Raw genomic sequence first — 26,594 nt, forward strand, 5'->3', positions numbered from 1 at the left:
GCGATCACCTTCCACCGCTCCAGGGGGCTTGCATGGTGTTCCACAGCGAGTACGAGGCCGTTCCCAGCGTTTCCCTGCCGATCCACGACGCCGTCCTCGGGCGGGCCGCCGAGCGGGGCGAGCTCCCCGCGCTGATCGACGGGGCCGGAGAGCTGACCCTCTCGTACGGGCAGGTCGACGCGTTCCACCGGCGGGTGGCCGCCGGGCTCGCCGAGGCCGGGGTGCGGAAGGGGGACGTGCTCGCGCTGCACAGCCCCAACACCGTGCTCTTCCCCATCGCCTTCTACGCCGCGACCCGCGCCGGCGCCGCCGTCACCACCGTGCACCCGCTCGCGACCCCCGAAGAATTCGCCAAGCAGCTGCGGGACTCCGCCGCCCGCTGGATCGTCACCGTCTCACCGCTGCTCCCCGCCGCTCGCGCGGCCGCCGAACTCGCGGGCGGGGTCCAGGAGATATTCGTCTGCGACGCGGCGCCCGAAGGAGAGGACGTCCGCTCGCTCCAGGCGTTCCTCGGCTCCACCGGGCCCGTCCCCGAGATCGACGTCGACCCCGACGAGGACATCGCCGCGCTCCCGTACTCCTCCGGCACCACCGGCGTCCCCAAGGGCGTGATGCTCACCCACACGTCCATCGCCACCAACCTCGCCCAGCTGGAACCGGTCATCCCGATGGGCCCCGGCGACCGAATTCTAGCGATTTTGCCCTTTTTTCACATTTACGGGCTCACTGCTCTCATGAACGCGCCCCTGCGCCAGGGCGCCACCGTCGTCGTCCTGCCCCGCTTCGAACTCGACACCTTCCTCGGCGCCATCCAGAAACACCGCATCAACGGCCTCTACGTCGCCCCGCCCGTCGTCCTCGCCCTCGCCAAACACCCGGCCGTCGCCGAGTACGACCTGTCCTCCCTGGAGTACGTCGTCAGCGCCGCCGCCCCGCTCGACGCCGCCCTCGCCGCGGCCTGCTCCGCCCGGCTCGGGCTGCCGCCCGTCCTCCAGGCGTACGGCATGACGGAACTCTCCCCCGGCACCCACGTCGTCCCGCTCGACGCCCCCAACCCCCCGCCCGGCACCGTCGGCAAACTGCTGCCCTCCACCGAGATGCGCATCCTCTCCCTCGACGACCCGTCGAAGGACGCGGCGCCCGGCGAGGAGGGCGAGGTCGCCATCCGGGGGCCGCAGGTCATGAAGGGATACCTCGGCCGCCCCGACGCCACCGCCGCCATGATCGACACCGACGGCTGGGTGCACACCGGCGACATCGGACGCGTCGACGACGACGGCTGGCTGTTCGTCGTCGACCGCGTCAAAGAACTCATCAAGTACAAGGGCTTCCAGGTCGCCCCCGCCGAACTCGAAGCGCTCCTGCTCACCCACGAGGGCATCGCCGACGCCGCCGTCATCGGCGTCACCGACGCCGACGGCACCGAGATCCCCAAGGCCTTCGTCGTGCGCCAGCCCGCCGCGGCCGGCCTCACCGCCGAGGACGTCATGGCGCACGTCGCCGCCCGGGTCGCCCCCTACAAGAAGGTCCGCGCCGTCGAGTTCATCGACGCCGTCCCCCGGGCAGCGTCCGGGAAGATCCTCCGACGAGAGCTCCGAGACCGAGAGTTGAGGGACCGCGCATGACCCTGGTCGCCGTCACCGAGGAGCGGGGCATCACCACCCTCGCCCTGAACTCCCCGGCCACCCGCAACGCCCTGTCGGCGGCGCTCGTCACCGAGCTGTCCGACGCGCTCACCGCCTGCGGCAAGGACCCGGCCGTCCGGGCCGTCGTGCTCGGCCACACCGGCGGCACCTTCAGCGCCGGCGCCGACCTGAAGGCGCCGCCGAGCCCGTACGCCTTCGTCGACCTGCTCCGGCAGGTCGTCGAGCTGCCGAAACCGGTCGTCGGCCACGTCACCGGGCACGTACGGGCCGGAGGCCTCGGACTGCTCGGAGCCTGCGACATCGTGCTCGCGGGCGAGACGGCGGACTTCGCCCTCACCGAGGTACGGATAGGGGTCGCGCCCGCCGTCATCTCCCTCACCCTCCTGCCCAAGCTGGAACCCCGCGCGGCGGCCCGCCACTACCTGACCGGCGAGCGGTTCGGGGTGCCCGAGGCCGTCGCCATGGGCCTCGTCACCGACGGCGACCAGGCCCTCCCCGGCATCCTCGACGCGCTGCGCGCCGCCTCCCCGCAGGGCCTGCGCGAGGCGAAGCGCCTGGTCACCGCTAGAGTCCTGGAGACCTTCGAACGTGACGCGGAGGACCTGGTGCAGAGGTCGGCCACGCTCTTCGCCTCCCCCGAGGCACGCGAGGGGATGACGGCCTTCCTCGAACGACGGGACCCCGCATGGCGGCTGTGACCGCACCCAAGCCGGACCGGAACCCCAAGCAGGACAGGAGCCGCGCCACCCGGCAGCGGCTCCTGGAGGCGGCCGTGTCCTGCCTGGCCGAACACGGCTGGGTGGGCTCCACGGTCGCCGTCGTCGCGGAACGGGCCGGGGTTTCCCGGGGCGCCGCCCAGCACCACTTCCCCACCCGCGAGGACCTGTTCACGGCCGCCGTCGAGTACGTGGCGGAGGAGCGGTCCCAGGCGCTGCGGACCCTCCCGTCCCGCGACCGCCACGAGGCCGTCGCCGCCCTCGTCGACCTGTTCACCGGCCCGCTCTTCCGGGCCGCGCTCCACCTGTGGGTCGCCGCGTCGGGCGAGGAGCAGCTCCGCGCGCGCGTGACGGAGCTGGAGGCCCGGGTCGGCCGCGAGTCGCACCGCATCGCCGTGGAGGTCCTCGGCGCGGACGAGTCCCGCCCCGGAGTCCGCGAGACCGTTCAGGGCCTCCTGGACATGGCCCGCGGTCTCGGTCTCGCGACCCTGCTGACGGACGACCGGGCCCGCCGGGACCGTGTGGTCGCCCAGTGGGCTCGCCTGATCGACGAGGCGCTGGACGCCTGACGCGGCCCCCCGCCCGGCCAGGGGGCCGGGCCGGCCCCCGGTCAGACCCCCGGGATCTCGCGGGCGCGGAAGGCGTCCCGTACGGCCTTCGCCGCGCCCGACCCGTACATCTTCTCCGCGGTCGCGATCGTCGTCAGGGCGGCGTCCCGGAAGCTGGTGTCGGGGGCGAAGCCGAACTGGGCGTTCACGATGATCCGGTCGGCGGTTCGGGCGCCGAGCGAGGTGCGGATGTCGAGGAGCGCCCGGGACCAGATCTCGCCGTCGGCGTGGACCTCGCCCTCCCGGTCCGCGTACGTCTTCGTGCCGTCGATCCGGCGGAGGCAGTGCGGCGCCTCGCTGTAGCCGGTCGCGTCCCAGTCGGCGACGCAGGCCGCGTCGGCCTTGACCGGCCAGCCGTACTTCCCGGCCGCGTGCGTGCCGACCGCCACGGCCAGGTAGTCGCCGAAGGCCTCGCCGATCGCGCCGGACTCCGGAGTCGTGCCGAAGCCGGGCACCTGGGCGTGGTGCACGGCGTGCCCGTACTCGTGGACGATCACCTCGGCGTCCTCGGCGTCGTCCACCCCGCCCTTGCCATTGGGGTCTCCCCTGCTCGAACGGAGCTGAGAGCTTGGGGAAGGATCTCGGCCTTCTTGTCGGTGAAGAAGGAGTTGTCGGCGCCCCACTGGTTGATCCGGACCGGCTGCACCCGGTCGTTGGCGCCGGGCAGTTCGGTGCCGAAGCCGAGCCCCTGGAGGTACTCCTGTGACTCGTTGACCCAGAAGTACGCCATGACCTGCTCGAACTCGTCGTGGGAGCGGTCGTACGCGGTGGCGCCCGCGACCGTGGCGGGCTTGCCGGTCTCGGACCGCACCGCGGCCCAGCGGCCGGAGAGGCCGCCGCTCGCGTCGAGGTTCCGCAGCGTGACGATGGCCGTGGCGATCGGGCCGCGGGACGGGCGGCGACTCATGGACATCCTCCTGCGATGGGATGCTGCGACGAGATCATTGGCATGCGCTTGACATGCGTGGCGGAGATCTTCGCGTACGGCCGCCCCTTTGAACACCCCCGCGTCACGGACACCGGAACGTGACCCGGACCACAGTCGTTCACCCGTACGCGCAGTACTCTGGTCGCATGCCTACGCTCGTACGCCGTCGCCACGTGGACTTCGTCCGCGTCACGAGCATGAGCTGTCGCCGCTCCGCCTGACCCCCTGGGCCCCATCACCGGCCCCCGGGTCCCTCGTTCAGAGCCCAAAGCCGATCGGCACCCGTGGCCCCCGCCCCACCCCTGGCGGCCGCCCCGGGCACCCGTAGACCCCGCGGACGCACCCATGACTCGCAGCTCGTACTCCCCGCAGTCGACCCTCTCCTCCTCCCCGTCGCAGCTCCCCATCGTCGACCTCTCCGCCGCCGACCGCGGCCCCCAGGCCCGGCGGCTGCTGCACGCGCAGCTCCACTCCGCCGCCCATGACGTCGGGTTCTTCCAGCTCGTCGGGCACGGCGTGACCGAGGCGGAGACCCGGGCCCTGACCTCCGCCATGCACGCGTTCTTCGCGCTGCCCGAGGCCGACCGGCTCGCCCTCGACAACATCAACTCCCCGCACTTCCGCGGCTACACCCGGATCGGCGACGAGCGCACCGGCGGCGCCCGCGACTGGCGCGACCAGCTCGACATCGGCGCCGAGCGCCCGGCCCGCGACCCCGGACCCTGGGAAGCCCCGTACTGGTGGCTCGAAGGCCCCAACCAGTGGCCCGCCGCGCTCCCCGAGCTGCGCACCGCGGCCCTGCACTGGATCGACCGGCTCAGCGCCGTCGCCGAGCGCCTGCTGCACGAGCTGCTCGCCTCGATCGGCGCGCCCGAGGACTTCTACGACGACATCTTCGGCCCGCGTGCCCACCCGCACCTCAAGCTGGTGCGCTACCCGGGCAGCAGCGGCGACGGCGACGACCAGGGCGTCGGCGCGCACAAGGACTACGGCTTCCTGACCCTGCTGCTCCAGGACCAGGTGGGCGGGCTCCAGGTGCAGCGCGAGGACGGGAACTTCCACGACGTGCCGCCGCTGCCGGGCGCGTTCGTCGTGAACCTCGGGGAGCTGCTCGAGGTGGCGACCAACGGCTATCTGATCGCCACCAACCACCGGGTCGTCTCGCCGCCGGGGGCCACGGAGCGCTACTCGGTGCCGTTCTTCTACAACCCGCGGCTCGACGCCCGGATCAGCCCGCTGGTCTTCCCGTACGCGCAGAGCGCGCCCGGCGTCACGGCCGACCCGGCGAACCCGCTGTTCGCCGAGTACGGGCGCAACGAGCTGAAGGGCAAGCTGCGGGCCCACCCGCTGACGACGGCCCGCCATCACGCGGACCTGCTCCTCCACCCGGAGACGCAGCCCGCCCTGTCCTAGCCCTACAGAGGCCGGGACAGAGGCCGGGACAGAGGCCGGCCCGACAGCGGCCGACCCGACAGAGGCCGGCCCCACAGCGCCCGGCCGGCCCTGCGCGGCGGCCCCGACTGTGCGGGTCGGGCCGCCGCGGTGCGGGCCGGGGTGGACTCAGCCGGCGATGTCGGCGTAACCCTCGATCTCGCGGGGGTTCCGCTGGCCCGGGCCCGTGTAGCGGGCCGAGGGGCGCACGAGCCGCCCGGTGCGCTTCTGCTCCAGGATGTGCGCCGACCAGCCGGCCGTGCGGGCGCAGGTGAACATCGACGTGAACATGTGCGCGGGGACCTCGGCGAAGTCCAGGACGATGGCCGCCCAGAACTCGACGTTCGTGGCCAGGACCCGGTCGGGGCGCCGGTTGTGCAGCTCTTCGAGGGCGGCCTTCTCCAGCGCGGCGGCCACCTCGTAGCGCGGGGCGTCCAGTTCCTTGGCCGTACGGCGCAGCACGCGGGCGCGGGGGTCTTCGGCGCGGTAGACGCGGTGGCCGAAGCCCATCAGGCGCTCGCCCTTGTCGAGGGCCTGCTTCACCCAGGCCGTCGCGTCGCCGGTGCGCTCGATCTCCTCGATCATGCCGAGGACGCGGGAGGGCGCGCCGCCGTGCAGCGGGCCGGACATGGCGCCGACGGCGCCGGAGAGGGAGGCGGCCACGTCGGCGCCGGTGGAGGCGATGACGCGGGCGGTGAACGTGGAGGCGTTCATGCCGTGTTCGGCGGCGGAGGTCCAGTAGGCGTCGACGGCCTTGACGTGCTTGGGGTCGGGCTCGCCGCGCCAGCGGATCATGAAGCGTTCGACGACGGACTCGGCCTTGTCGATCTCGCTCTGCGGGACCATGGGGAGGCCCTGGCCGCGGGCGGACTGGGCGACGTACGAGAGGGCCATGACGGCCGCGCGGGCGAGGTCGTCGCGGGCCTGCTCGGCGGTGATGTCGAGGAGCGGTTTGAGTCCCCACACGGGGGCGAGCATCGCGAGGGCGGACTGCACGTCGACGCGGATGTCGCCGGAGTGCACGGGGATCGGGAACGGCTCGGCGGCGGGCAGGCCGGGGTTGAAGGCGCCGTCGACGAGCAGCCCCCAGACGTTGCCGAAGGAGACGTGGCCGACGAGGTCTTCGATGTCGACGCCGCGGTAGCGGAGCGCGCCGCCTTCCTTGTCGGGTTCGGCGATCTCCGTCTCGAACGCGACGACTCCCTCGAGCCCGGGTACGAAGTCGGACATCAGGCGGCTCCTCTATCGATGATCGATCAACCGTGCGCTGGTCGATGGGGGGATTCAACAGTCGTCCAGCCCCAGAGTCTGTACGGTTCCGATGATGCGGGGAAGCGTGACATCCGGCACACTGCGCCGATCCGGCGAGTAAGGATTGGCGGCACGCGGTGCCGGGCAGACTGCGGTGCTGCGGCAGGATGGCCCCGTGACTGATCCCGTGAACGACGCCCTGGATCCCGCCGACATGCGCGAGCAGTACCGCACCACGGAGCTGTCGGCGTCCGACCTCGCGCCCGAGCCGATCGCGCAGTTCACCCGCTGGTTCAAGGAGACCGCCGCGAACCCGGCGATCCACGAGCCGAACGCGATGATCGTCTCCACGGCCGGCGCCGACGGCCGCCCCTCCTCCCGCACGGTGCTCCTCAAGCACTACGACCGGGCGGGCTTCGTCTTCTTCACCAACTACGACTCGCGCAAGGGCGCGGACCTCGCGGTCAACCCGTACGCCTCGCTGCTCTTCCCCTGGCACCCGCTGGCCCGCCAGGTCATCGTCACGGGCCGCGCCGAGCGCGTCGGCCGGGACGAGACCGTCGCCTACTTCCGTACCCGCCCGCACGGCTCCCAGCTCGGCGCCTGGGCCAGCCGGCAGTCCTCGGTGATCGGCTCCCGGGCCGAACTCCTCGCGCGTTACGAGGAGCTGGCCGCCCGGCATCCCGAGGGCAGCCAGGTGCCGGTGCCGCCGGAGTGGGGCGGCATCCGGGTGGTGCCGGACGCGATCGAGTTCTGGCAGGGGCACGAGAACCGGCTGCACGACCGCCTCCGGTACGTCCGCGTGGAGGGCCCCGACGGCGCCGCCGGCGAGACCTGGCGGGTGGAGCGGCTGGCGCCCTGACCGGCGCATATGCCGCTGGCGCGGCCGGATCCGCAGCCGCCTCCGCATTCGTTTCCGCGATGCAACATTTTCGGTGAAGGTGCTGTGCTCTGGGTCACGTTCCAGTTGAATGGCAGCAGCATGGGGGGTGCCGGGATGAGTGCTTTCACGGGGTCCGCGAGCGAGACCGCTTCCGTTCCCGGGGCGGGGGCCGATCTGCTGGCCGCACTGCTCGACGGGATGGACGCGGCGCTCTGCGCCTTCGACGCCGACGGGACGGTCACGCACTGGAACCGGGAGGCCGAGCGCATCCTCGGCTGGTCCGCCGGTGAGGCCGTCGGACGGCACGGCTTCGAGGGCTGGGCCGCCCGCAGCGCCGACGCCCAGGAGACCCTGGGACGCCTGATGGGGGCCATGAAGGGCCCCGGACGCCAGGTCCACGAACTGGCCCTGCTCCGCAAGGACGGCGGCCGCGTGCTCGTACGGAGCCAGGCCGCCGGGGTGCGCGGCGCGGACGGCACCCCGGCGGGGGTGTACTGCGCGTTCAGCGAGGTCCACGTGCAGCTCGACCTGGAGCGCTCGGTGGCCCTCAGCGAGGCCCTGTTCGAGGACGCCTCCTGGGGCGTCGTCCTCGTCGACGCCGACCTGCGCCCCGCCATGGTCAACGGCCACGCGGCCCGCGCCTTCGGAACCGGCCGTACGGCCCTGCTGGGGCGCCCGCTCGGCGATGTCGTCGTGCACGGCGCGGAGGAACTGGAGGGCGCGCTCCAGCACGTCCTCGCCGAGGGCACGCCCCCCGCGCCCGCCGAGGTGTGGGTGACGCTCCGCACGTCCACGGGGGAGCGCCGCCGGTGCTGGCGCAGCGGCTTCCTGCGGCTGTCCTCGCCGATGGCGGAGGAGCCCGTGCCGCTGGGTGTCGCCTGGCTCTTCCAGGACGTGACCGAGGAGCGGCTGGCGGCGCGGGAGGCGGACCGGCTGCGGTTCCGCTGGAGCCAGCTGCACCGGGCTGGCGCGGCGGCGGCGGAGTGCGAGGACCCGGCGGAGGCGGCCGCGGTGCTGCTGGACTTCGCCCTCGCCGGCTTCGCGGACCACGCCCTCCTCGACCGGGTGGCGGGCGAGCGGCGGCTGACCCGGGCGCTGACGACCCCGGTGGGTGCGCCAGGGCCCTCCTCGCCGGTCGTGGGCGGCGGCATCCCGCTGCGGTACGGCCCGCGGCACCCGGCGCTCCAGGCCTGGGACCGGGTGGGGACCGTACGGGCAAGCGCGGGGCGGACGGCCGAGGTGTGGGCGGAGGCCCACCAGTGGCCCGGGGACGCGGCGCACGCGGTCTGCGTGGCCCTGCGCTCGCGGGGCCGGACGCTGGGTGTCGTGACGTTCCTGCGGGCCGCCTGCCGGCGGCCGTTCGAGGGCGAGGAGGTGGTCTTCGCGGAGTCGGTGGCGGCGCGGGTGGCCGCGGCGCTGGACCTGGGGGAGGGCCCGGGCGTGAAGTAGGCGCCCGGGGCCTCGTGGCCGGTCGGTGCTCGTGGCCGGTTGGTGCTCGTGGAAGGTCGGGGCCCGTGCGAGGTCCGGGCCGGGCCCGTCCGAGGTCAGTGCTTGTAGAAGATCCGGTCGCCGTACTCCGTCATCACGCGGCCGTTCCACTCGTGGCCGCCGTCGACGTTGCCGGACCGCAGCAGCGGCGGCTCGATGCCGCGGCGGACCAGGTCCTCGGCCGCGGCGGCCAGGGTGGCCTGCATGAGGGCGCTGGTGACGACGGTGGAGGCGGGCGCGAAGGGGGCCTCGATGCCCTCGTGGGTGAGTTCGGCGTCGCCGACCGCGATCCGGGAGTCGAGGACGATGTCGCAGTGGTCCTTGAGGTAGGTCCCCGAGACGTGCCGTGACCTGGTCTCCGTCGCGTACGCCACCGAGGTGACGCCGATGACGGTGAGGCCGAGCGCGCGGGCGTTCATCGCCATCTCGACGGGCAGGGCGTTGCGCCCGGAGAGGGAGATGATGATCAGTACGTCGCCGGCCGTGGCGGGGGAGGAGTCGAGGACGGCTCCGGCGAGGCCGTCGACCCGTTCGAGGGCGGAGCCGAGGGTCGCGGGCATGACGTCGACGCCGACGACACCGGGGACGACGAGCAGGTTCATGAGGGCGAGGCCGCCGGCCCGGTAGACGACGTCCTGGGCGGCGAGGGAGGAGTGGCCCGCGCCGAAGGCGAAGAGCCGGTTGCCGCCCGCGACGGCCTCGGCGATCGCGGCGCCCGCCGCCGCGATCTCGGCGGAGTCGCCGTCGCGGACCTGCTGGAGCAGGCCGATCGCGGCGTCGAAGAACTGTCCGGCCAGTTTGCTCTCGCCCGCGCTGTCGCCCATTCCAGAAGCTCCTTCTCGTCGCCGTGGTGTCGCCGTGGTGTCGCCGTCGTGTCCTGGTCGCCGATCACGGTGCGGTCTGGACCTTTGCTCTGTCAATACCGCCTTGGGCCGGTGCGGCCCGGTTGTCGGCGCGATGCGTCAGAATTGGTGGAGGGCCAGCGCACGACTCATCGAGGGGCACGTATGTCCGGACTGATCGACACAACGGAGATGTACCTCCGCACCATCCTCGAGCTGGAGGAGGAAGGTGTGGTCCCCATGCGTGCCCGGATCGCCGAGCGGCTCGACCAGAGCGGGCCGACGGTGAGCCAGACGGTGGCCCGGATGGAGCGGGACGGCCTGGTGGCCGTCGCCAGCGACCGGCACCTGGAGCTCACGGACGAGGGCCGCCGCCTGGCCACCCGCGTCATGCGCAAGCACCGCCTCGCGGAGTGCCTGCTCGTGGACGTGATCGGGCTGGAGTGGGAGCAGGTGCACGCCGAGGCGTGTCGCTGGGAGCACGTGATGAGCGAGGCCGTGGAGCGCAGGGTCCTCGAGCTGCTGCGGCACCCGACGGAGTCGCCGTACGGGAACCCGATCCCGGGCCTTGAGGAGCTGGGCGAGAAGGCGGAGGCGGAGGCCTTCCTCGACGACTCCATGGTGTCCCTGGCGGAGCTGGACGCGAGCGAGGGCAAGACGGTGGTCGTCCGCCGCATCGGCGAGCCGATCCAGACGGACGCCCAGCTGATGTACACGCTGCGGCGCGCGGGTGTGCAGCCCGGCTCCGTGGTGTCGGTGACGGAGTCCGCGGGGGGCATTCTCGTGGGCAGCAGCGGCGAGGCGGCCGAGCTGGACGCGGAGGTCGCCTCGCACGTGTTCGTCGCGAAGCGCTGACACCGGCCGGACGCGAGGCCGGTGACGCCGGCCGTCGGATGACCCCGCCGCCCTCTTCCCTTACGGGGAAGGGGGCGGCGTTTTGTTGCGCCGCGGGGGCACGCGGCGGCGTGTCGGTTCGCCGTGCGCCCCGGTTTACGCCGGAATGGCCACGCGCGCGCCCGCGCCGTGCCACGCTGGTACGAGCTGTCCGTCGAGGGGTGGGGTGGGGTCATGAAGGCTACGGACGACAGAGGGCCCCGGCGCCTTTCGGCGCCGGGGCCTGTCCTCCCCGGTGCTGACCTGGAGCCCCGAGCTCTCAAGGTCACTCCCCTCGGACCGTTTTCCCCGAGCGGTCCGCCTCCCGTTCAAGATCTCCCCTCGGCAGCGGCCGTCAATCCTTGAGCCCTGTCACTCGAACGAGGGGTGTTGCGCGGCAGAAGCGCATTTTCGAATGCGAGTTCGATAGTCTGACGGGGTTCGACGGCAAGAAGAGGGGGTGCCAGGGATGGCGCGACGACTCGACGTCACAGGGGCCGACGGCGTACGGCTGGCGGCCTGGGACTTCACGCCCGGGGCCGCTCCCCAGGCCGGCCCCGGCGTGTTACTCCTCCACGGCCTGATGGGCCACGCCGCCCACTGGGCCCCCGCCGTCGGCGGCCTCACGGCGGCGACCGGCCGCGACGGCGCCCAGCAGCCCCCGCCCCGCACGATCGCCCTCGACCAGCGCGGCCACGGCCACAGCGACAAGCCGCCCGCCGCCGCCTTCACCCGCGAGGCGTACGTGGCGGACGCGGCCGCCGCCGTCGAGCAGCTCGGCCTCGGCCCGGTCACCCTCATCGGCCACTCGATGGGCGCCCTCACCGCCTGGCAGCTGGCCGCCGAGCGCCCCGAGCTCGTCCGGGCCCTCGTCATCTGCGACATGCGGGCCTCCGCGCTCGGCGCCGCCTCGCAGCGCGAGTGGCGGGACTGGTTCCGCCGCTGGCCCACCCCGTTCCCCTCGCTCGACGCCGCCCGCCGCTGGTTCGGCGAGGACGACCCGTGGGTCGAGCGCCCCCACCCCGCCCGGGGCGCCTTCTTCGCCGAGGTCATGGCCGAGCACCCGGACGGCTGGCGGCCGGTCTTCGACCCCGAGCAGATGCTGACCTCCCGCGCGACCTGGGTGCACGACGCCCACTGGGAGTCGCTCGCCCAGGTCCGCTGCCCGACCCTGGTCGTGCGGGGCCTGGACGGCGAACTGGGCCGCGCGGAGGCCCAGGAGATGGTCCGGGTGCTGCCCCACGGGGCGTACGCGGAGATCCCCGACGCGGGACACCTCCTCCACTACGAGCACCCCGACGCCTGGCGCGAGGCGGTCGGCCCCTTCCTGAACGGCGTCCTGACCTCGTAGGGGAGCGCGGAGGAGCGCGACCGGGGGGAGCGGGCGGTGAAAGCGACCCCCTGCGCGGCCCCGCGCACCCGGCAGGGTACGTTCCCTCTCGCGGCGCGTTCGAGGTGTACTCCGCGCCGCCTCAGGGAGGAATTGAATGCGCACCACTCTGCTGCGGCGCCTGGCCACCGTGGCCACGGCGCTGGGGCTCAGCTCGGCCGGGCTGCTCGGCGCGGGCGTGGCACCCGCACAGGCCGCGGTCGCCGACTGCCCGGCGGGCTACTTCTGTGCCTGGAAGTCCGACAACGGCACCGGCACGATGTACAAGACGAACGCGAGCGTGCCCACGCTCGGCGGCTGGGACAACGGGTTCCGGTCGGTCGTCAACCGCACGAACAAGTTCGCCTGCCTGTACGACGACGCCAACTACGGCCTCGACGGCATGGTCGGCGTCGTCTACCCGAGCCCCTCGGGTTCCGAATGGGGCGGCCCGGGCAGCAACTCCGTCAGCTCGGTGAAGCTCGTCCCCACCGAGCGCGAGTGCGCCATGGACGCCTACCCGGAGTGGTACTCCGCGCAGGCCCCCAAGGCGGCCGGCTTCGGTGACCTGAACGCCGACAAGAAGGCCGACGTCCTCGTCCGCGACAAGGCGGGCCGCCTCTGGTTCCTGCCCGGTGACGGCTCCGGCAAGCTGGTCGGCGCCGGCGGCTGGAACGGGATGAACCTGCTCACCCGGCACGGCGACTTCAGCGGCGACGGCCGCGAGGACGTCATCGCCCGCGAGGCCTCCGGCAAGCTGTGGCTGTACCCGGGCGACGGCTCCGGCGCCCTCGGCGCCCGCAAGCTGGTCGGCACCGGCGGCTGGAACGCCATGGGCAGCGTCGTCGCCTTCGGCGACATGTCCGGCGACCAGCGCACGGACCTGCTCGCGGTCGAGAAGGCCACCGGCAAGCTGTGGCTGTACCCCGGCACGACGGCGGGCACCATCGGTCCGCGCAAGCTGCTCGGCTCGGGCGGCTGGAACGGGATGAACGTCCTGACCGCGTCCGGCGACATGAACGGCGACGGCCTGGGCGACCTGATCGCCCGCGAGGCGTCCACCGGCAAGCTGTGGCTGTACCCCGGCAAGGCCGGCGCCGCCTTCGGCCCCCGGCTGCTCGTCGGCTCGGGCGGCTGGAACGTCATGGCCTCGCTGCTCGCCGTCGGCGACCAGAACGGCGACGGTCTGGGCGACCTGGCCGCGATCACCAACACCCGCTTCGTCTCCCCCGAGCTCCGCGGCGACGGCGTCCTGGTCACCTACCCGGGCACGGGCACCGGAAAGCTCGGCACGGGCACCCCGGAGACCGACACCTGGTGGAGCCTGAACGGCGCCTTCTGATCGCCACCCGGCCACCCGGCCAGCCGGTCATCCGGCTGACCGGTCACCCGGTCCAACGGCCGGTCAACGAAAGCGCGTTGTGCGCTCGTTGGCCGGCCGTTGGCGCTCCCCGGCAGTCTCGTGCCGTACCGGAACAACGGTCCGGTCCAGGAGAGACGGAGAGCACCTCATGAACCTCAAGCGATCCCTCGTCGCCTTCGGCATGGCGGCGGGCGTGGCCCTCGGCGCGGCGGCCGTGGCCCCGGCGGCGAGCGCCGCCCCGGCGGGCTGCGCCAGCGGCGGGCTGTGCGTGTACTGGCAGGCCGACTACCAGGGCGCCGTCCAGACCGTCTACCAGGACAACCGCGACCTCACCGGCTTCACCAACTTCAAGTACGCCGAGAACGGCGCTGCCTTCAACAACGGCAACAGCTGCAACGTCGTCCTGTGGAAGGCCACGGGCTTCGAGGGCACCGGCTGGAAGCTGGACCGCGGCACCGGCTGGACCCGCATCGGCGAGAACCTCAGCACCATCGGTTCCAACAAGTGGTGCACCTACTAGAACCATGAGCTCCAGGACACGGACCGCAGCCGTGGCGCTGCTCCTGGGTCTCGGTGCCGCCGGATGCTCCACGTCCGGCGGCACCGCCGCCCCGGGCCCGGCGCCGCTTCCCGCCCGCCCCTTCCAGGGCGTCACCCACTACTCGGAGCCCCAGCGCGTGGCCCTGCGCGCGGCCGAGGAGGACCTCGTCGCCGCCTGCATGAAGCGGCGCGGCTTCACGTACCGCCCCCAGCGCCTCGCCACCGGGAACCGGATGGTCGACGCGAGCCCGTACGGGCTGCTGACCGTCCCGCAGGCGATCGACGACGGGTACGGCATCACGAGCACCGCGCTCGCCGCGAAGCCGCCCGTCGACGCGAACGCCGCCGAGAACGCGAACGAGCGCTGGAAGGCGGCGCTGCTGGGCACGCCCGCGCACCGGGTGAACCTCGCGATGCCCCAGGGCCGGGAGTTCTTCTACCACGCGGACTCCTGTGTCGCCGAGGCCAACTCCCGGCTCTACGGCCCCGATTACTACAAGCTCTTCAATACCTTCCAGGTCCTCGCCGACGCGGTCGTCGAGCAGGTCAGGAAGGACGACCGCTACCTCGCGGCGCAGCGGGCCTGGAGCGGCTGCATGAAGGAGGCGGACGCGGCGGCCGGGGTGAAGGCGGGCACGTTCGGAGAGCCGCGGAGCACCGTGGACCGGCGGCTCCAGGAGGCCGGCCAGGACCCGGCCAAGATCCATGAAGTGGCGGGCGTCGAACTGAAGTTGTCGCGTGCGGACGCGGAATGCCAGGCCCGAGTCGGCCTCGCGGAGGTCGTCGCGACGGCGCAGTCCGAGGCCGAGCGGACCGTCGGTGCCGGGTACGCGGACGAACTCGCCGCGCTCCGGTCGCTGCGGGAGAAGGCCCTGGCGACGGCGCGGCCGGACGGCGTGACGGTCGCCGACGGGTGACGACCGACGAGGAAGGGGCCGGCGCCACGGGCGCCGGCCCCTCGACACACCTACGGCGTCACGGCCTCACGGCGTCCAGGCGTACCGGACGTCCGGCTCGCGTTCCTCGTTGCGCTGCCCGTCGGTCCGCTCCACCTCCACGAACCCGTGCCGCTCGTAGAACCGCCGCGCCGGAGCGTTGACCTGGAACGTCCACAGGCGCAGCCCCTCCGGCCGCTGCCGCTTGGCCAGTTCGACGAAGCGGTCGCCGAGCCCCCGGCCGCGCCAGGACGGATCGAGGTAGAGCTGTTCGAGCTCCTCGCCGTCGAGGACCAGCAGACCGGCCACGCGGTCCCCGGCGACCGCCACCCAGCACTCGTGCTGCCGTACGACGACGAAGGAGAACCAGTCCCGCACGGCGTCGCCCTCGTGCGCACGGCGCACGGTCGGCAGCGCGTCGGCGAAGGAGCGCAGCCACACGTCGGCCATGGCGAGGGCGTCGGAGTCGTCCGCGCGCCGAAGGACAAGATCGTCACTGTTCACAGGGCGGGACGATCGCACACCACGGGCTCCGCCGCACCCGAATTGACGGCCTCCGCGTGCGGCCCCGTGCGCCACCAGTGGCGGGACGCCAGGGCGGCCAGGGCCGCGCCCGCGGCGTTGACGAGGACGTCGTCCACCGAGGACACCCGGTCGAGCCGGAAGACGTATTGCGCGGTCTCGACCAGCACCGAGCAGCCCGCTCCGAGCGCCAGGACCCGCGGCACGGACGCCGGCGCCGTCCAGCGGATCGGGGCGAAGAAGCCCAGGGAGGCGAAGACCAGCAGGTTGCCGCCGATGCCGAGCGGACCCATGGTCACCAGGTCCCGCAACGGCACCAGGCTCACCCGGGCGGGGACGACCCCGGCGCCGCCCCCCGGCATCAGCGTCATCCACACGAACGGCACCGTCCCGTGGACCATGGCCACCTCGGCCAGTGACAGCCGCCACGCCGACGGGACGCCGGCGGCCCGCCGCCGGCGCGCCAGCGCCCACACCACGAGCAGGGACAGCGGCAGCGCGACCAGCGTCATGAGCACCACGCCGTTGAACGTGTCGAAGCAGCCGTGCCACCGCCCCGCCGCGCACCTCGGCGCGGACATCATGAGCGGCCCCCGCATGACGAACAGGACGCCCGCGAGACCGAGTACCAGCAGGCCGGGGAGGAGCATCCGGGCCACCCGGCGGGGCGGCGCCGGCAGGGACGCGTTGTGGTTCATGCCCCCATTGGAGGGGGCGGCGTGTTGCGTCGGCGTATGTTTTTCCCGGTACGCCCCCGATACCGGACCCCTTAGCGTGGGGGCCATGACCGAGAAGCCGTCGCGGGTCGCACTGCACCCGCTCACCCTCGCCGACCAGGAAGAATTCTGCGCGCTCGTGCGCGCGAGCGCCGAGCTGCACGGCCCCTGGATGCAACTCCCCTCCACAGCCGAGGAGTTCAGCAGCTGGATGCGCCGCTTCGAGGACGGCACCAACCTCGGCTTCCTGGTCCGCGTCCGGGAGACCGGCGCGACCGCCGGGATGGTCAACATCAACTCGGTCATCCGGGGCCGCTACCAGGGCGCGTCCCTCGGCTACGCCGCCTTCGCCCCGTCCGCGGGCCGCGGCTACATGTCCGAAGGCGTCGCCGCCGTCCTGGAGTACGCCTTCACCGAGTTGCGGCTGCACCGGCTGGAGGCCAACGTCCAGCCGGGGAACAAGGCCTCCCTGGCCCTGATCCAGCGGCTCGGCTTCCGCTACGAGGGCCTCTCGCCCGCCTATCTGTACATCGACGGGGACTGGCGCGACCACGAACGCTGGGCCGTCACCGCCCCGAGCCCCTGGACCCCCGACCCGTCCCTTCCCGAGGTCTGAGCCGCCCCGCCGAACGCCCTAGTCCGCGCCCCCGCCCGGCGCGGACGCGAGCCCCGCGTCCCCGCCCGGCGCGGACGCGAGCCCCGCGCCCCCGCCCGGCGCCGTACGGCTGCGGGGCAGGTGCCAGACCTGGAGTTCGCCGGTCTGGGCCGGCGCCATGACCTCCGCCGGGCGGCGCTCCGGCAGGGGGAGGAAGCCCAGCCGGGCGGGCACGGCGGCGCTCGCGGTGTTCGCCGCGTCGTGGACGATCTCGACCCGCTCGATGCCGGGAAGCCGGAAGGCCTGCTCGGCGAGCGCCCCCGCCGCCCGCGTCGCCAGGCCCCGACCGGTGGCCGCCGGGTGCAGCCAGTAGCCGATCTCCAGCGTGTCCCCGGGGGTGTCGTCGTACCGGGCGAGCCCGCAGGAGCCGACGACGGCGCCGTCGAGCACGATCGCGTAGCTGCGCTCCTCGCCGCTCGCCCACAGCGCGGCGCGTCCGGCGAGGAAGTCCCGGGTCCGGGCGAGGCTGTGGTCGGCGACCCACGGCATCCAGGGCCGCAGGTGCGCGAGCGACTCCTCGATGACCCGGAAGAACTCCGGCAGGTCCGCCTCGGGGTCGTACGCGCGCAGGACGAGCCCGCCGTCGAGGGTGATCACGGGGTCGGGCTGCGTCACGGCGGCGAGGTCCATGGGCCGAGGATGGTACGCGGCGGCCGCCCCCGGCAAGGGAGTTGAGGGGACGTGCCGGGTGGGCGACGGGGCGGGCCGGGGTGCTGAGACGGGCGTCACATTCCGCGATGTCACATCGCGGGGCGCTCGTTCCGTCCTGTGGGTGTAGTCACCGACCGGCACGGAGGAACCCGCCATGGACGCCCGTCTGAACATGTTCGCCAGCCCGACCGCCGTCAAGGCCTGGAAGCACATCATCGCCGCCGGCAAGCTCCTGGAGGACGGCACGGTCCCCACCTCCACCCTGGAGCTGATGAAGATCCGGGCCAGCCAGATCAACGGCTGCGGCTACTGCCTCGACATGCACACCAAGGACGCGGCCGCCGCGGGAGAGACCCCGATCCGGCTCCACCTGGTCGCGGCCTGGCGGGAGGCCACCGTCTACACCGACGCCGAGCGCGCCGCCCTGGCCCTCGCGGAGCAGGGCACCCGGCTCGCCGACGCGGCCGGCGGGGTCTCGGACGAGGTCTGGGCCGAGGCCGCCAAGCACTACGACGAGAACCAGCTCGCCGTCCTCGTCTCCTCGCTCGCGGTCATCAACGCCTTCAACCGGGGCAACGTCATCGCCCAGCTCCCGGCCGGCGACTACCAGCCCGGTCAGCACGGCTGACCCGCCGCCCCCCGGTCCCGTCACGTCACGTCAAGGAGAACCCGTGAACCTCGCGCTGTGGATCGTCGCCGGACTGCTCGCCGCCGCCTACCTGGCCGGAGGCGTGTACAAGGTGGTCACCCCGAAGGCGAAGATCGCCGCCGCCGGTCACAGCGGCCGGTGGGTGGAGGACTTCAGCGCCGGCGGAGTCAAGGCCATCGGCGCCCTGGAGGCCCTCGCCGCCGTCGGCCTGGTCCTGCCCGCCGCCCTCGACATCGCCCCCGGCCTGGTCCCGGTGGCCGCGACCGGCCTGCTGGTCATCATGGTGGGCGCGGCGATCACCCGGATACGGCGGCGCGAGCTGAACCTCGTGGTGGTGGACGTGGTCTACCTCGTCCTGATCGGGTTCGTGGTCTGGGGCCGGTTCGGCCCCGAGTCCTTCACCGCCTGACCGGACGGGTACCCCGACCCGCCCGACCGGACCGGTACGCCGACGGCCCGCCCGGAAGACCCGGGCGGGCCGTCGGCGTGTCCGAGCGGCGGCGACTAGCCCTTGCTCACCGCCGTCAGGATCTCCGGCAGCCGTCCCGCCGTCCGCGGCGCCGCCACCTTGAGGCCCGCCCAGACGAGGAGCGCGCCGTAGAGCGCGCCCGCCGGGAGCAGCAGCCACAGCAGGGACTCCTGGTCGGACAGGTGGAGGTAGACCGTCGCCCCGATCAGCGGGGCGCACAGCAGCGGGGCCACGAGCATGCCGCCGAAGATCGAGATCCAGGCCAGGGCGCCCTGTCCCGGGGCCACGTTCTTGTAGCCGCTGTCCTGCGGGATGGAGTACGGGAAGAGGGCCGAGGCCACCGCGCCGACCGCCAGCATCGCGCCGAGCAGCCCGAGCGCCAGGCCGAGGGCGTCGGGGAGCCGGGACCACGCGCCGAGGACGGCGGTCGTCAGGACGGTGACGAAGACCGCGTACGGGAGGGTGACCAGGAGCAGGGCCTGGGCCCGCGCGCGGAGTTCGGCGTACGCGTCGGCCGTCGTCGAGATGGTCTGGGCGACCATCCAGAACGCCGAGCTGTCCTGCCCGAACTGGTTGTACATCAGCATGCCGAGCATGCCGGAGGCGAAGCACGCCCAGTAGACCGAGCCCGTGCCCTGCAGGGCGTTGACGAGCGGCACGATGAGGCCGAGGGCGAGCGAGGTCACCGCGCTCGCCTTCGTCTTCGGGTCGCGCCACATGTACCGCAGGCTGCGCTCCATGACCGCGCCCGTGCGGCCGCCCGGCAGGATCCGGCCGAGCAGTCCCGTACCGCCGTCGTCGCGGACGCCGGCGTCGGAGGCCGCGCCGATCGTGGAGCCGTCCGGCTCGACCATCAGCCGCACCAGGCTCCGCTGCCACCAGTACAGGAGCGCGACCAGCGCCGCCGCCGTGAGCAGCAGCCGGGCCGCCGCCACCGCGTAGTCGCCCCGGGCCGCGGAGTCGACCGCGCCGATCGCGGCGGCCGGCGGCAGCCAGCCGACGACGGCCGCCGCCGGTTCGAGCGATTCGAGTCCGCCGGCCCGGCCGAGGCGCTGGGCGGCGAAGTTCACGACCTGGATGCCGACCGCGATGACCAGGCCGCTGAGCAGCGCCAGGTCGCGGCCCTTGCGGGAGGTGAGGAGCCGGACGTTGGCGGCGGCCACGGCCCGGGACAGGGCCACGCACGTCACGGTCACCAGGGGCACGGCGAGGACGGCGACGACGACACCGGCCGCGCCGTGCGCGACGGACAGGGCCGCGCCGAACGCCAGGACCAGGGTGAGGACGGGGCCGATGCCCACGAGCGAGGCCACGAGCAGCGCCCGGATCAGCGGCCGGGGCCGCAGCGGCAGCATGACGAGCCGCGACGGGTCGAGGGTCTCGTCGCCGCTCGGGATGAACAGCGGCATCACCGTCCAGGAGAGCGCGAGGACCCCGGTGAGGAGGATCGCGACGCTGTCGGCGTCGGCGTTGCCCCGCATCAGCGCGAAGGCCAGCACCAGGGCCGCGGCGAAGACCGCGCCGAAGACGATCGACAGGATGTACGCGGCGGTCCGGCCGCCCGACTGCCGCAGTCCGTTCCGCAGCAGGCTCAGCTTGAGCCGTACGAAGACGGAGGTGAGCGAGGCCGCGGGGGCGGTGCCGGCCGTGGTGGTGGAGGCGCTCATCGCTGGGTCCCGCCGCCCAGCCAGTCCAGCGAGTCGCCGGCGGCCTCGCGCCCGTTCGCGCCGACGAGTTCCAGGAACGCGGCCTGCAGCGAGGGCGCCTGGCCGCGGACCTCGGCGAGCGTGCCCTGCGCGCGGATCTGGCCCGCCGCCATCACGGCGACCCAGTCGCAGAGCGACTCGACCAGTTCCATGACGTGGCTGGAGAAGACGACGGTGGCCCCGGAGGCGGTGTACCGCTCCAGGACGCCCCGGATGGTCTGCGCGGAGACCGGGTCGACGCCCTCGAAGGGCTCGTCGAGGAAGAGCACCTCGGGGTTGTGCAGCAGCGCCGCCGCGAGCCCGATCTTCTTCCGCATGCCGGTCGAGTAGTCCACGACCAGCTTGTTCTGCGAGCCGGTCAGGTCGAGGACGTCGAGGAGCTGCGCGGCCCGCTTGTCGACCTCGGCGCCGGGGAGGCCCCGCAGCCGCCCGGTGTACGCGAGGAGTTCACGGCCGGAGAGCCGCTCGAAGAGCCGCAGGCCCTCCGGCAGGATGCCGATGCGGGCCTTGACCTGGGCGACCGACTCGGGGTCGGCCCACACGTCGTGCCCGGCGACGAGGATGCGGCCGTGGTCCGGGCGGAGCAGGCCGGTGATCATCGAGAGCGTGGTGGTCTTGCCCGCTCCGTTGGGCCCGACGAGTCCGATGAACCTGCCCGCGGGCAGGACCAGGTCGATCCCGTTCACCGCGATCTGCTGGCCGAATCGTTTCCACAGACCCTCGACACGCACGGCGGGCACCGCACCGTCGCCCGGTGCGGCGCCCGCATTGTCGAACTCTCTGTCAAATGCCTGGTCAGGCATGCTCCGTCAACCCCTAGGTCGTCCCCGTGTGTACGGGGCCCACCCTAAGGGCGGGGCCCGCCCGGGCCCCAGGTCACTGCGCGCGGCCGCGTGCCTCCGCCGCTTCCCGGCCACAGGCGTACGCGAGGGCGCTGATCAGCTCCTCCGCGTCAGGGAGCCAGCGGTTCGCGGGGGTGGGGCGGCGGGCCCACTGCACGGCGCCGCAGCCGCCGATGCGGGTGGGCGGGGCCGCGACGTAGTGGCCTTCGCCGCGGGTGGTGAGGTCGATGGCGGCCGGGACCCAGCCGAGCTTGCGGACGAGGTCCGGGACCTTGGCGGCGGCGCCGGGCAGTACGAAGAAGAACATCCGGCGGTCCGGGGTGCAGGTCACCGGGCCGAGCGTCAGCTCCATCCGCTCCATCCGGGCGAGCGCGAGGAATCCGGCCGACTCGGGCACCTCGATCGCGTCGAAGGTGCGGCCCGTCGGCAGCAGGATCGACGCCTTCGGCTGCTTCGACCACATCCGCCGGGCGCCGACCCCGCTGCCGGTCGCCTGGGTCGACCAGTCGGGCCTGACGGCGTGGGCGCCGGGCACGGCGCACGCGTCCGCCCCGCAGGAGCAGCGCTCCCTGCCCTCGACGGCCTCCAGCCAGGTCCCGGGAAACACGTCCCAGTGCCGCTCTTCCGCGTACCGCACGGCGCTGTCCAGCAGCTGCTCGCCTCGCTGCTTGGGGATCTGTGCGGCTTCCGTGACTCCGATGGTCTCTTCCACGGTGAGCACAACTCCCCCCGCCACCTGGGGTTACGGCCAGGGGGTGCGGCGGTGTGAGGCATCGATCCTGCACGCGGGGCGCATCGGAGCACGGGCGGGGGCGCGCGGGGGGCCGGGGAGCGGGGGTGGGTACGCACAGGTGGGGGCGCCGGTGGCGAAGCCGCGGCCGACGTGTCCGGTTTCGCGTGTTCACATCGGCATTGACCGGATATTCACCGGGCAGTGATCACCTCACCGGTGATCACCGCACGGCCTCAGGGGGTACACATGGCAGCCAGGCCACTCGTTCCGCGCCAGCTCAACGAACGGCTCCAGGCGCTCATTCAGGAGGCCGGCTGTTCCAACGCCGGTCTCGCCCGCAGGGTCAACATGGTCGGCTCGGAGCGCGGCCTCGACCTGCGGTACGACAAGACGTCGGTGGCGCGCTGGCTGCGCGGGCAGCAGCCGCGCGGGCGCGCGCCGGGGATCATCGCCGAGGCCCTGGGCCGCAAGCTGGGCCGTACGGTCACGATCGACGAGGTCGGCATGGCCAACGGCCGCAACCTCGCGGCCGGGGTGGGGCTCCAGTTCGCGCCGACCGTGCCGGGGGCGATCGAGCAGGTCTGCGAGCTGTGGCGCAGCGACGTGGGGCGCCGGGACTTCCTCGCCGGGTCGACGGTGGCGGCCTCCGCGCTCGTCGAGCCCAGCAGGGACTGGCTGATCACCGGGCCGGACGCGCACGTGGCGCGGATGGCGGGCGCCCGGGTCGGGGTCGCGGACGTGGCGGCCGTACGGGAGATGACGGCCGCACTCGTCGACCTCGACCGGCGGTTCGGCAGCGGGCACGTGCGGCCGGTGGTCGTCCACTACCTCAACAGCGTGGTCTCGGGGATGCTCTCCGGTTCGTACCGGGAGGCGGTCGGCAGGCAGCTGTTCGCGGCGGTCGCCCGACTCACCGAACTCGCCGGGTACATGGCGGTGGACACCGGTGAACCGGGCCTGGCCCAGCGGTACTACATCCAGGCGCTGCGGCTCGCCCAGGCCGCCGGCGACCGGGGCTACGGCGGCTATGTGCTCGCCGCCTCGATGAGCCACCTCGCCGCCCAGCTCGGAAACCCGCGGGAGATCGCCCAGTTGGCGAGGGCGGCGCAGGAGGGTGCGCGGGGGAAGGTGCCGCCGCGCGCGGAGGCGATGTTCCTCGCGGCCGAGGCGCGCGGGCACGCCCTGCTCGGGGACCTCAGCGCCTTCGAGACGGCGGCGGGCCGTGCCGTACGCGCCCTGGAACAGGCCGATCCGGAGTCGGGCGACGACCCGGCGTGGATCGCCCACTTCGACCGGGCGTACCTGGCGGACGAACTGGCGCACTGCTACCGGGATCTGGGGCAGGCGGAGGCGGCGGCCCGGGCGGCCGAGGAGTCGATCGCCGGGCACCCGGAGACGCGGGCGCGGCGCCGCGCGATCGGCCTCGCCCTGCTCGCCGCGGCGCAGGTCCAGCAGCGGGAGGTCGAGCAGGCCTGCCGCACGGGCACCCGGGCGCTCGAACTCCTGGGCACGCTGCGGTCGTCGCGCGGCGCGGAGTACCTGGAGGACCTGCGGGAGCGCCTGGAGCCGTACGCGGGAGAGGCGGTGGTACGGGAGTTCGGGGCGCGCATGGAGCTGTACGCGGCGTAGTCCCAGGTGGGGACCGTACCGTTCGAGAAGGTGGTGTAACCGGGCTCACACGTGTGTGCGGAGGCCCGTACGCACCCGGTAGCGTGAGCCGACGATTCCGTAGGTCCATCAGTAGGAGTCCCGGTGACGCAGAACGGACAGGGTCCGGAGCCGCAGTACCCGGCGGTGCCCCCGGCGCAGAACGCCCCAGGGGGAGCACAGCCGTACGGTGGCGCCTGGGGTCCGGCCGGCGCCTCGCCGGGCGGGCAGCCGCTGCCGCCCGCGCAGCCGCTGCCTCCGGAGGCGACGCCGGGCGGCGCCGCCGACATGCAGTCCACCCAGTACCTGCCGCCGATCCCGGCGCAGGGCGCTGTGCCGCAGCCCGGCTACGGCTACCCGGGCCCGGGCGCCCCCGGCGCCGCCGACCTGCAGGCGACCCAGCACATCGCCCCGGTCCCGGGCGCGACGCCGCCGGGATACGGGTACCCGCCGCAGGCCCCGGCCGGGATGCCGCAGGCGCCGGCCGCCGCGCCGCCGGTGCCGGGTGCGATGCCGCCGGTCCCGGGCGGGCCGCCGCAGGCCGCCGCAGGGATGCCGCCGGCCGCCGGGCCGCAGCCTGGGTACGGGTACCCGCCGCCGGCCGCCGGGGACATGCAGGCCACCCAGCACATCGCTCCCGTCCCGCCGCGGCAGGACGGCGGCAACCAGACCCAGTTCCTGGGCACGGGACCGCTCCAGGCCCCGGGCGCAGGGCCCGCCGGCGCCTCGGACGCGACCCAGTACATCGCCCCCGTACCGGCGCAGGAGCCCGGCGAGCGGCAGCCGCCCGCCGAGTTCGACAGCCTCTTCCGGACGGAGGCCCCGCGGGCGCCCCAGGCCCCGCAGCCGCCGCGCCCGCAGGCCTACCAGCAGCCCGCCCCGGCCCCGTACCAGCAGCAGGCCCCGGCCCCCTACCAGCAGCAGCACCAGCCTCCGGCGCCCCCGCAGCAGTACGCCTACCAGGACGCGTACTACGACGACGGCGACGAGCCGGAGCCCCCGCGCCGCAAGTCGCCGGTCGGGCTGATCGCCGCCGTCGTCGTCGGCTGCGCGGTCGTCGGCCTCGGGGCGGGGGCGCTGCTCAGCGGCGGCGACGAGAACGAGGACCCCAAGAAGGGCGGCCAGAACGTGGCGGCGAGCTCCGCCGCGCCGTCCGGCGGGGCCACCGGGGCCACCGAGCCCACCGAGAAGCCGGCCGACCCGGCGGAGCCGCAGGCGCAGGAGCTGAGCAAGCTCCTCGCCACCAGCAGCAGCAGCCGCGACACCGTGATCAGCTCGGTCGAGTCCATCAAGCAGTGCAAGAACCTGGACAAGGCGGCGGCGGACCTGAAGGGCGCCGCCGAGCAGCGCCGGGGCCTGGTCACCCAGCTCAAGGCGCTGTCGGTCGACAAGATCCCGGACAACGCCTCGCTGACGGCGCAGCTCACCAAGGCCTGGCAGGCCTCGGCGTCCGCGGACGACCACTACGCCGCCTGGGCCGTCCAGATGAAGGCCAAGAACGCCTGCAAGGGTGGCAAGGCCCGCTCGACCAACCACCTGGTCGAGGCGAACAAGAAGAGCGGCGAGGCCACCACCTCCAAGAAGCGGGCGGCCTCGCTGTGGAACCCGACGGCCGAGAAGTACGGCCTGGAGAAGCGCTCCTACAGCCAGCTGTAGGAGGGACGGGCGGGGGAAGGGCGGCTCAGGGGGCGCTGAGGACGGTCTCGCCGACATCGACGAAACCGGGCTTCTGCGCCACCAGCTGTCCCTTCCTGACCACTTGGAACGTCACCTCGTGGTTGACGATCCGGGGGAAGCCGGGGGCGCCGAGCAGGTCGTCGTACTTCCAGCGCAGCACGGGCGTCAGACCGCCGGTGTCGATCCGCTCGCCCCGGTCGAGGGCGTGGGCGATCCGGTCGGCCGTGACCTTGTCGGCGTCGAGCGACTCGACGACCTTCTTCAGGACCGTGTAGGCGATCCAGGTGGTCTGGACGCCGGCGTCGGCCGGGTCGACCCGGTTGTCGGCGAAGGCGTGCTCCTGGATGACCTTGCGCATCGGCCCCCAGCTCTTGTCGGCGGCCTCCGGGTACCAGCCGGTGACGAACGCGCCCTCGAAGGGGCTGTGGGCGCCGCCGGTGCGGTCGATCACGGGCTGGCCGACGCTGCCGAGGACGGACGAGATCCGCACGGCGCCCTTCTGGTCGGAGCCGTCGTCGGAGGCGGAGCCGGAGCCGTTGCCGTCGCGGGAGCCCTTGCCGTCCGTGCCGTCGCTCCCGTCGCCGTCCTGCGCCGGGAGGCGGCGGAAGGAGTCGAAGAAGGTCTGGGTCCGCTCGCCGAGGACGGCGGTCACGCAGCCGTTCTTCTCGCCGGCCTTCTCGCGGGCCCGGGCGGCCTGCTCGGTGTACTCGGCGGCGTCCTCGACGGCCGGGATGTCGACGGCGCCGCGGTGGCTCGCCTTGCGCAGACCGGAGTTGAGGAGCTCGGGGAGCTTGTCCCCGGCGAGGGTGTCCGGCCGGACCAGGGAGACGGTCCGGCAGGAGCTCGCGAGCTGCATGCCGTGACCGGCGATCAGCGAGGCCTGTCCGCCGTTGACCGGGTAGGAGAGCGGGCTGGTGAACTCGTCCTCCGATATGCCGTAGCCGCCGATGTACGGGATGCCGGCGGCCTCGAGCGGGGCCATGAAGGCCCGCCCGTTCTGGCTGTACGAGCCGACGACGGCGACCGCGTTCTCGCGGACGGCGCGGCGGGCGCAGGCGGCGGCGCCGGCGGAGGTGTTGTGCTCGTTGCAGGTGAGGACGCGCAGTTCGTGGCCGTCGATCCCGCCCTGGGAGTTGACCCACCGGGCGAACGCCTGCGCCATGGCGGGCATTCCGGGCATATTGGTCGCCCGGGTCTGGTCGGGCGCCCACGTCATGACGGTGACGGGCTCCCTGGATCCCCCCGTGGTTCCAGGGAGCACGCCGCAACCGGTGAGCAACGAGGCTCCGGCCGCCGCGGTCATGACGTACGCGAGGAGTGAGGTCTGTCGCCTTCCGGTCATGGTCACGCACACTTCCGCCTCACGGGTAACGCGGGAGTGAGCACACTTCAACGGAGGGTGACACCAAGGTGAATTACGGGGGGCGCGAGGGGTCGGCTCCGCCGACCGGACA

The 26,594-nt window shown here is 73.5% G+C and carries 27 protein-coding genes; 16 read left to right on the forward strand and 11 right to left on the reverse strand.

Annotation, left to right across the window (positions count from 1 at the left end; all coding sequences use genetic code 11):
- Window positions 1–32 precede the first annotated feature (32 nt).
- From DEJ43_RS21015 to DEJ43_RS21025, 3 genes are read left to right on the forward strand one after another with little or no spacing between them, the layout of a single operon-like run.
- Complete coding sequence (locus DEJ43_RS21015) at window positions 33–1,625, forward strand: AMP-binding protein (RefSeq protein ID WP_041662748.1); 1,593 nt, start codon at window positions 33–35, stop codon at window positions 1,623–1,625.
- Window positions 1,622–2,344, forward strand: a complete 723-nt coding sequence (locus DEJ43_RS21020; protein WP_015035397.1) for an enoyl-CoA hydratase family protein — start codon at window positions 1,622–1,624, stop codon at window positions 2,342–2,344. Before DEJ43_RS21015 ends, DEJ43_RS21020 begins: the two co-directional genes overlap by 4 nt.
- Window positions 2,332–2,931 carry a TetR/AcrR family transcriptional regulator gene (locus tag DEJ43_RS21025; protein ID WP_015035398.1) on the forward strand — a complete coding sequence of 200 codons (600 nt, stop codon included), beginning with the start codon at window positions 2,332–2,334 and terminating at the stop codon, window positions 2,929–2,931. Before DEJ43_RS21020 ends, DEJ43_RS21025 begins: the two co-directional genes overlap by 13 nt.
- Window positions 2,932–2,972: 41 nt before the next feature.
- Here the strand turns inward: DEJ43_RS21025 and DEJ43_RS38205 are convergent, their stop codons facing one another.
- Window positions 2,973–3,491, reverse strand: a complete 519-nt coding sequence (locus tag DEJ43_RS38205) for a M4 family metallopeptidase (RefSeq protein ID WP_233447970.1) — start codon at window positions 3,489–3,491, stop codon at window positions 2,973–2,975.
- Window positions 3,464–3,877: a hypothetical protein gene (locus DEJ43_RS38210; protein WP_233447971.1), complete on the reverse strand. Its 414-nt coding sequence runs from the start codon at window positions 3,875–3,877 to the stop codon at window positions 3,464–3,466. The genes DEJ43_RS38205 and DEJ43_RS38210 overlap by 28 nt, the downstream gene beginning before the upstream one ends.
- A gap of 366 nt (window positions 3,878–4,243) precedes the next feature.
- Between DEJ43_RS38210 and DEJ43_RS21035 the strand changes: the two genes are divergently transcribed.
- Entirely contained in the window at window positions 4,244–5,311 is a 1,068-nt protein-coding gene (locus DEJ43_RS21035) for an isopenicillin N synthase family dioxygenase (protein ID WP_015035401.1), read from the forward strand.
- Between the two features lie 147 nt (window positions 5,312–5,458).
- Here the strand turns inward: DEJ43_RS21035 and DEJ43_RS21040 are convergent, their stop codons facing one another.
- Window positions 5,459–6,559: a citrate synthase 2 gene (locus DEJ43_RS21040; protein WP_015035402.1), complete on the reverse strand. Its 1,101-nt coding sequence runs from the start codon at window positions 6,557–6,559 to the stop codon at window positions 5,459–5,461.
- Window positions 6,560–6,794: 235 nt separating this feature from the next.
- On the opposite strand from DEJ43_RS21040, the gene pdxH reads away from it, so the two are divergent.
- A complete protein-coding gene (gene pdxH, locus DEJ43_RS21045) occupies window positions 6,795–7,442 on the forward strand; it encodes a pyridoxamine 5'-phosphate oxidase (RefSeq protein ID WP_181399457.1) in 648 nt (215 codons plus the stop codon).
- Window positions 7,443–7,577: 135 nt separating this feature from the next.
- Window positions 7,578–8,912, forward strand: a complete 1,335-nt coding sequence (locus tag DEJ43_RS21050; RefSeq protein WP_015035404.1) for a PAS domain-containing protein — start codon at window positions 7,578–7,580, stop codon at window positions 8,910–8,912.
- Window positions 8,913–9,007: 95 nt separating this feature from the next.
- On the opposite strand, the gene DEJ43_RS21055 is transcribed toward DEJ43_RS21050, so the two are convergent.
- Window positions 9,008–9,775: an SIS domain-containing protein gene (locus DEJ43_RS21055; RefSeq protein WP_015035405.1), complete on the reverse strand. Its 768-nt coding sequence runs from the start codon at window positions 9,773–9,775 to the stop codon at window positions 9,008–9,010.
- A gap of 183 nt (window positions 9,776–9,958) precedes the next feature.
- On the opposite strand from DEJ43_RS21055, the gene DEJ43_RS21060 reads away from it, so the two are divergent.
- The 5 genes from DEJ43_RS21060 to DEJ43_RS21080 all read left to right on the forward strand — a co-directional run bounded on the left by DEJ43_RS21060 (window position 9,959) and on the right by DEJ43_RS21080 (window position 14,855).
- Entirely contained in the window at window positions 9,959–10,648 is a 690-nt protein-coding gene (locus DEJ43_RS21060; RefSeq protein ID WP_015035406.1) for an iron-dependent transcriptional repressor DtxR, read from the forward strand.
- Window positions 10,649–11,135: 487 nt separating this feature from the next.
- Window positions 11,136–12,017 (forward strand): alpha/beta fold hydrolase, encoded by an 882-nt coding sequence (locus DEJ43_RS21065; protein ID WP_041662751.1) that lies wholly within the window; start codon window positions 11,136–11,138, stop codon window positions 12,015–12,017.
- A gap of 136 nt (window positions 12,018–12,153) precedes the next feature.
- Complete coding sequence (locus tag DEJ43_RS21070) at window positions 12,154–13,377, forward strand: peptidase inhibitor family I36 protein (RefSeq protein ID WP_015035408.1); 1,224 nt, start codon at window positions 12,154–12,156, stop codon at window positions 13,375–13,377.
- A 169-nt stretch (window positions 13,378–13,546) separates the two neighbouring features.
- The gene (locus DEJ43_RS21075; RefSeq protein ID WP_041662752.1) at window positions 13,547–13,918 is read left to right on the forward strand and encodes a peptidase inhibitor family I36 protein; all 372 of its coding nucleotides are present in this window, start codon (window positions 13,547–13,549) and stop codon (window positions 13,916–13,918) included.
- A gap of 4 nt (window positions 13,919–13,922) precedes the next feature.
- On the forward strand, window positions 13,923–14,855 hold the full coding sequence (locus DEJ43_RS21080) for a hypothetical protein (protein ID WP_015035410.1): 933 nt from the start codon (window positions 13,923–13,925) through the stop codon (window positions 14,853–14,855).
- 66 nt (window positions 14,856–14,921) lie between these two features.
- Here DEJ43_RS21080 and DEJ43_RS21085 read toward each other — a convergent pair whose 3' ends face one another.
- Both DEJ43_RS21085 and DEJ43_RS21090 read right to left on the reverse strand, forming a co-directional pair.
- Entirely contained in the window at window positions 14,922–15,377 is a 456-nt protein-coding gene (locus DEJ43_RS21085; protein ID WP_015035411.1) for a GNAT family N-acetyltransferase, read from the reverse strand.
- Complete coding sequence (locus DEJ43_RS21090) at window positions 15,374–16,093, reverse strand: VanZ family protein (protein ID WP_051025911.1); 720 nt, start codon at window positions 16,091–16,093, stop codon at window positions 15,374–15,376. The genes DEJ43_RS21085 and DEJ43_RS21090 overlap by 4 nt, the downstream gene beginning before the upstream one ends.
- 85 nt (window positions 16,094–16,178) lie before the next feature.
- On the opposite strand from DEJ43_RS21090, the gene DEJ43_RS21095 reads away from it, so the two are divergent.
- The gene (locus tag DEJ43_RS21095) at window positions 16,179–16,727 is read left to right on the forward strand and encodes a GNAT family N-acetyltransferase (protein ID WP_015035413.1); all 549 of its coding nucleotides are present in this window, start codon (window positions 16,179–16,181) and stop codon (window positions 16,725–16,727) included.
- Window positions 16,728–16,745: 18 nt separating this feature from the next.
- Here DEJ43_RS21095 and DEJ43_RS21100 read toward each other — a convergent pair whose 3' ends face one another.
- The gene (locus DEJ43_RS21100) at window positions 16,746–17,396 is read right to left on the reverse strand and encodes a GNAT family N-acetyltransferase (RefSeq protein WP_078508709.1); all 651 of its coding nucleotides are present in this window, start codon (window positions 17,394–17,396) and stop codon (window positions 16,746–16,748) included.
- A gap of 175 nt (window positions 17,397–17,571) precedes the next feature.
- On the opposite strand from DEJ43_RS21100, the gene DEJ43_RS21105 reads away from it, so the two are divergent.
- Both DEJ43_RS21105 and DEJ43_RS21110 read left to right on the forward strand, forming a co-directional pair.
- Window positions 17,572–18,045: a carboxymuconolactone decarboxylase family protein gene (locus DEJ43_RS21105; protein WP_015035415.1), complete on the forward strand. Its 474-nt coding sequence runs from the start codon at window positions 17,572–17,574 to the stop codon at window positions 18,043–18,045.
- 43 nt (window positions 18,046–18,088) lie between these two features.
- A complete protein-coding gene (locus tag DEJ43_RS21110; RefSeq protein WP_015035416.1) occupies window positions 18,089–18,475 on the forward strand; it encodes a DoxX family protein in 387 nt (128 codons plus the stop codon).
- 95 nt (window positions 18,476–18,570) lie between these two features.
- Here DEJ43_RS21110 and DEJ43_RS21115 read toward each other — a convergent pair whose 3' ends face one another.
- The 3 genes from DEJ43_RS21115 to DEJ43_RS21125 form a co-directional block, all read right to left on the reverse strand.
- On the reverse strand, window positions 18,571–20,202 hold the full coding sequence (locus tag DEJ43_RS21115) for a hypothetical protein (protein ID WP_015035417.1): 1,632 nt from the start codon (window positions 20,200–20,202) through the stop codon (window positions 18,571–18,573).
- Window positions 20,199–21,044: an ABC transporter ATP-binding protein gene (locus tag DEJ43_RS21120; RefSeq protein WP_015035418.1), complete on the reverse strand. Its 846-nt coding sequence runs from the start codon at window positions 21,042–21,044 to the stop codon at window positions 20,199–20,201. The genes DEJ43_RS21115 and DEJ43_RS21120 overlap by 4 nt, the downstream gene beginning before the upstream one ends.
- A gap of 73 nt (window positions 21,045–21,117) precedes the next feature.
- The gene (locus DEJ43_RS21125; RefSeq protein ID WP_041662753.1) at window positions 21,118–21,804 is read right to left on the reverse strand and encodes a bifunctional DNA primase/polymerase; all 687 of its coding nucleotides are present in this window, start codon (window positions 21,802–21,804) and stop codon (window positions 21,118–21,120) included.
- Between the two features lie 258 nt (window positions 21,805–22,062).
- Here DEJ43_RS21125 and DEJ43_RS21130 point away from each other — a divergent pair, with 258 nt between their 5' ends.
- Together DEJ43_RS21130 and DEJ43_RS21135 are read left to right on the forward strand one after the other, a co-directional pair.
- Entirely contained in the window at window positions 22,063–23,445 is a 1,383-nt protein-coding gene (locus tag DEJ43_RS21130; RefSeq protein WP_041662754.1) for an NsdA family TPR-like regulatory protein, read from the forward strand.
- Between the two features lie 123 nt (window positions 23,446–23,568).
- A complete protein-coding gene (locus DEJ43_RS21135; RefSeq protein WP_015035421.1) occupies window positions 23,569–25,119 on the forward strand; it encodes a hypothetical protein in 1,551 nt (516 codons plus the stop codon).
- Between the two features lie 25 nt (window positions 25,120–25,144).
- Here the strand turns inward: DEJ43_RS21135 and DEJ43_RS21140 are convergent, their stop codons facing one another.
- The gene (locus tag DEJ43_RS21140) at window positions 25,145–26,482 is read right to left on the reverse strand and encodes an ABC transporter substrate-binding protein (protein ID WP_041664110.1); all 1,338 of its coding nucleotides are present in this window, start codon (window positions 26,480–26,482) and stop codon (window positions 25,145–25,147) included.
- Window positions 26,483–26,594 lie beyond the last annotated feature (112 nt).

Source organism: Streptomyces venezuelae ATCC 10712, from assembly GCF_008639165.1.
Taxonomy (GTDB): Bacteria; Actinomycetota; Actinomycetes; order Streptomycetales; family Streptomycetaceae; genus Streptomyces; species Streptomyces venezuelae.

What these genes read in the sequence shown, in the direction of transcription:
- DEJ43_RS21080 (WP_015035410.1), top strand. Translation starts at nt 13,923, where the DNA reads ATGAGCTCCAGGACACGGACCGCAGCCGTGGCGCTGCTCCTGGGTCTC.
- DEJ43_RS21115 (WP_015035417.1), bottom strand. Translation starts at nt 20,202, where the DNA reads ATGAGCGCCTCCACCACCACGGCCGGCACCGCCCCCGCGGCCTCGCTC.
- DEJ43_RS38210 (WP_233447971.1), bottom strand. Translation starts at nt 3,877, where the DNA reads ATGAGTCGCCGCCCGTCCCGCGGCCCGATCGCCACGGCCATCGTCACG.
- DEJ43_RS21130 (WP_041662754.1), top strand. Translation starts at nt 22,063, where the DNA reads ATGGCAGCCAGGCCACTCGTTCCGCGCCAGCTCAACGAACGGCTCCAG.
- DEJ43_RS21060 (WP_015035406.1), top strand. Translation starts at nt 9,959, where the DNA reads ATGTCCGGACTGATCGACACAACGGAGATGTACCTCCGCACCATCCTC.
- DEJ43_RS21070 (WP_015035408.1), top strand. Translation starts at nt 12,154, where the DNA reads ATGCGCACCACTCTGCTGCGGCGCCTGGCCACCGTGGCCACGGCGCTG.
- DEJ43_RS21050 (WP_015035404.1), top strand. Translation starts at nt 7,578, where the DNA reads ATGAGTGCTTTCACGGGGTCCGCGAGCGAGACCGCTTCCGTTCCCGGG.
- DEJ43_RS21015 (WP_041662748.1), top strand. Translation starts at nt 33, where the DNA reads ATGGTGTTCCACAGCGAGTACGAGGCCGTTCCCAGCGTTTCCCTGCCG.
- DEJ43_RS21075 (WP_041662752.1), top strand. Translation starts at nt 13,547, where the DNA reads ATGAACCTCAAGCGATCCCTCGTCGCCTTCGGCATGGCGGCGGGCGTG.
- DEJ43_RS21065 (WP_041662751.1), top strand. Translation starts at nt 11,136, where the DNA reads ATGGCGCGACGACTCGACGTCACAGGGGCCGACGGCGTACGGCTGGCG.
- DEJ43_RS21105 (WP_015035415.1), top strand. Translation starts at nt 17,572, where the DNA reads ATGGACGCCCGTCTGAACATGTTCGCCAGCCCGACCGCCGTCAAGGCC.
- pdxH (WP_181399457.1), top strand. Translation starts at nt 6,795, where the DNA reads ATGCGCGAGCAGTACCGCACCACGGAGCTGTCGGCGTCCGACCTCGCG.
- DEJ43_RS21025 (WP_015035398.1), top strand. Translation starts at nt 2,332, where the DNA reads ATGGCGGCTGTGACCGCACCCAAGCCGGACCGGAACCCCAAGCAGGAC.
- DEJ43_RS21055 (WP_015035405.1), bottom strand. Translation starts at nt 9,775, where the DNA reads ATGGGCGACAGCGCGGGCGAGAGCAAACTGGCCGGACAGTTCTTCGAC.
- DEJ43_RS21100 (WP_078508709.1), bottom strand. Translation starts at nt 17,396, where the DNA reads ATGGACCTCGCCGCCGTGACGCAGCCCGACCCCGTGATCACCCTCGAC.
- DEJ43_RS21095 (WP_015035413.1), top strand. Translation starts at nt 16,179, where the DNA reads ATGACCGAGAAGCCGTCGCGGGTCGCACTGCACCCGCTCACCCTCGCC.
- DEJ43_RS21120 (WP_015035418.1), bottom strand. Translation starts at nt 21,044, where the DNA reads ATGCCTGACCAGGCATTTGACAGAGAGTTCGACAATGCGGGCGCCGCA.
- DEJ43_RS21040 (WP_015035402.1), bottom strand. Translation starts at nt 6,559, where the DNA reads ATGTCCGACTTCGTACCCGGGCTCGAGGGAGTCGTCGCGTTCGAGACG.
- DEJ43_RS21020 (WP_015035397.1), top strand. Translation starts at nt 1,622, where the DNA reads ATGACCCTGGTCGCCGTCACCGAGGAGCGGGGCATCACCACCCTCGCC.
- DEJ43_RS21140 (WP_041664110.1), bottom strand. Translation starts at nt 26,482, where the DNA reads ATGACCGGAAGGCGACAGACCTCACTCCTCGCGTACGTCATGACCGCG.
- DEJ43_RS21090 (WP_051025911.1), bottom strand. Translation starts at nt 16,093, where the DNA reads ATGAACCACAACGCGTCCCTGCCGGCGCCGCCCCGCCGGGTGGCCCGG.
- DEJ43_RS21035 (WP_015035401.1), top strand. Translation starts at nt 4,244, where the DNA reads ATGACTCGCAGCTCGTACTCCCCGCAGTCGACCCTCTCCTCCTCCCCG.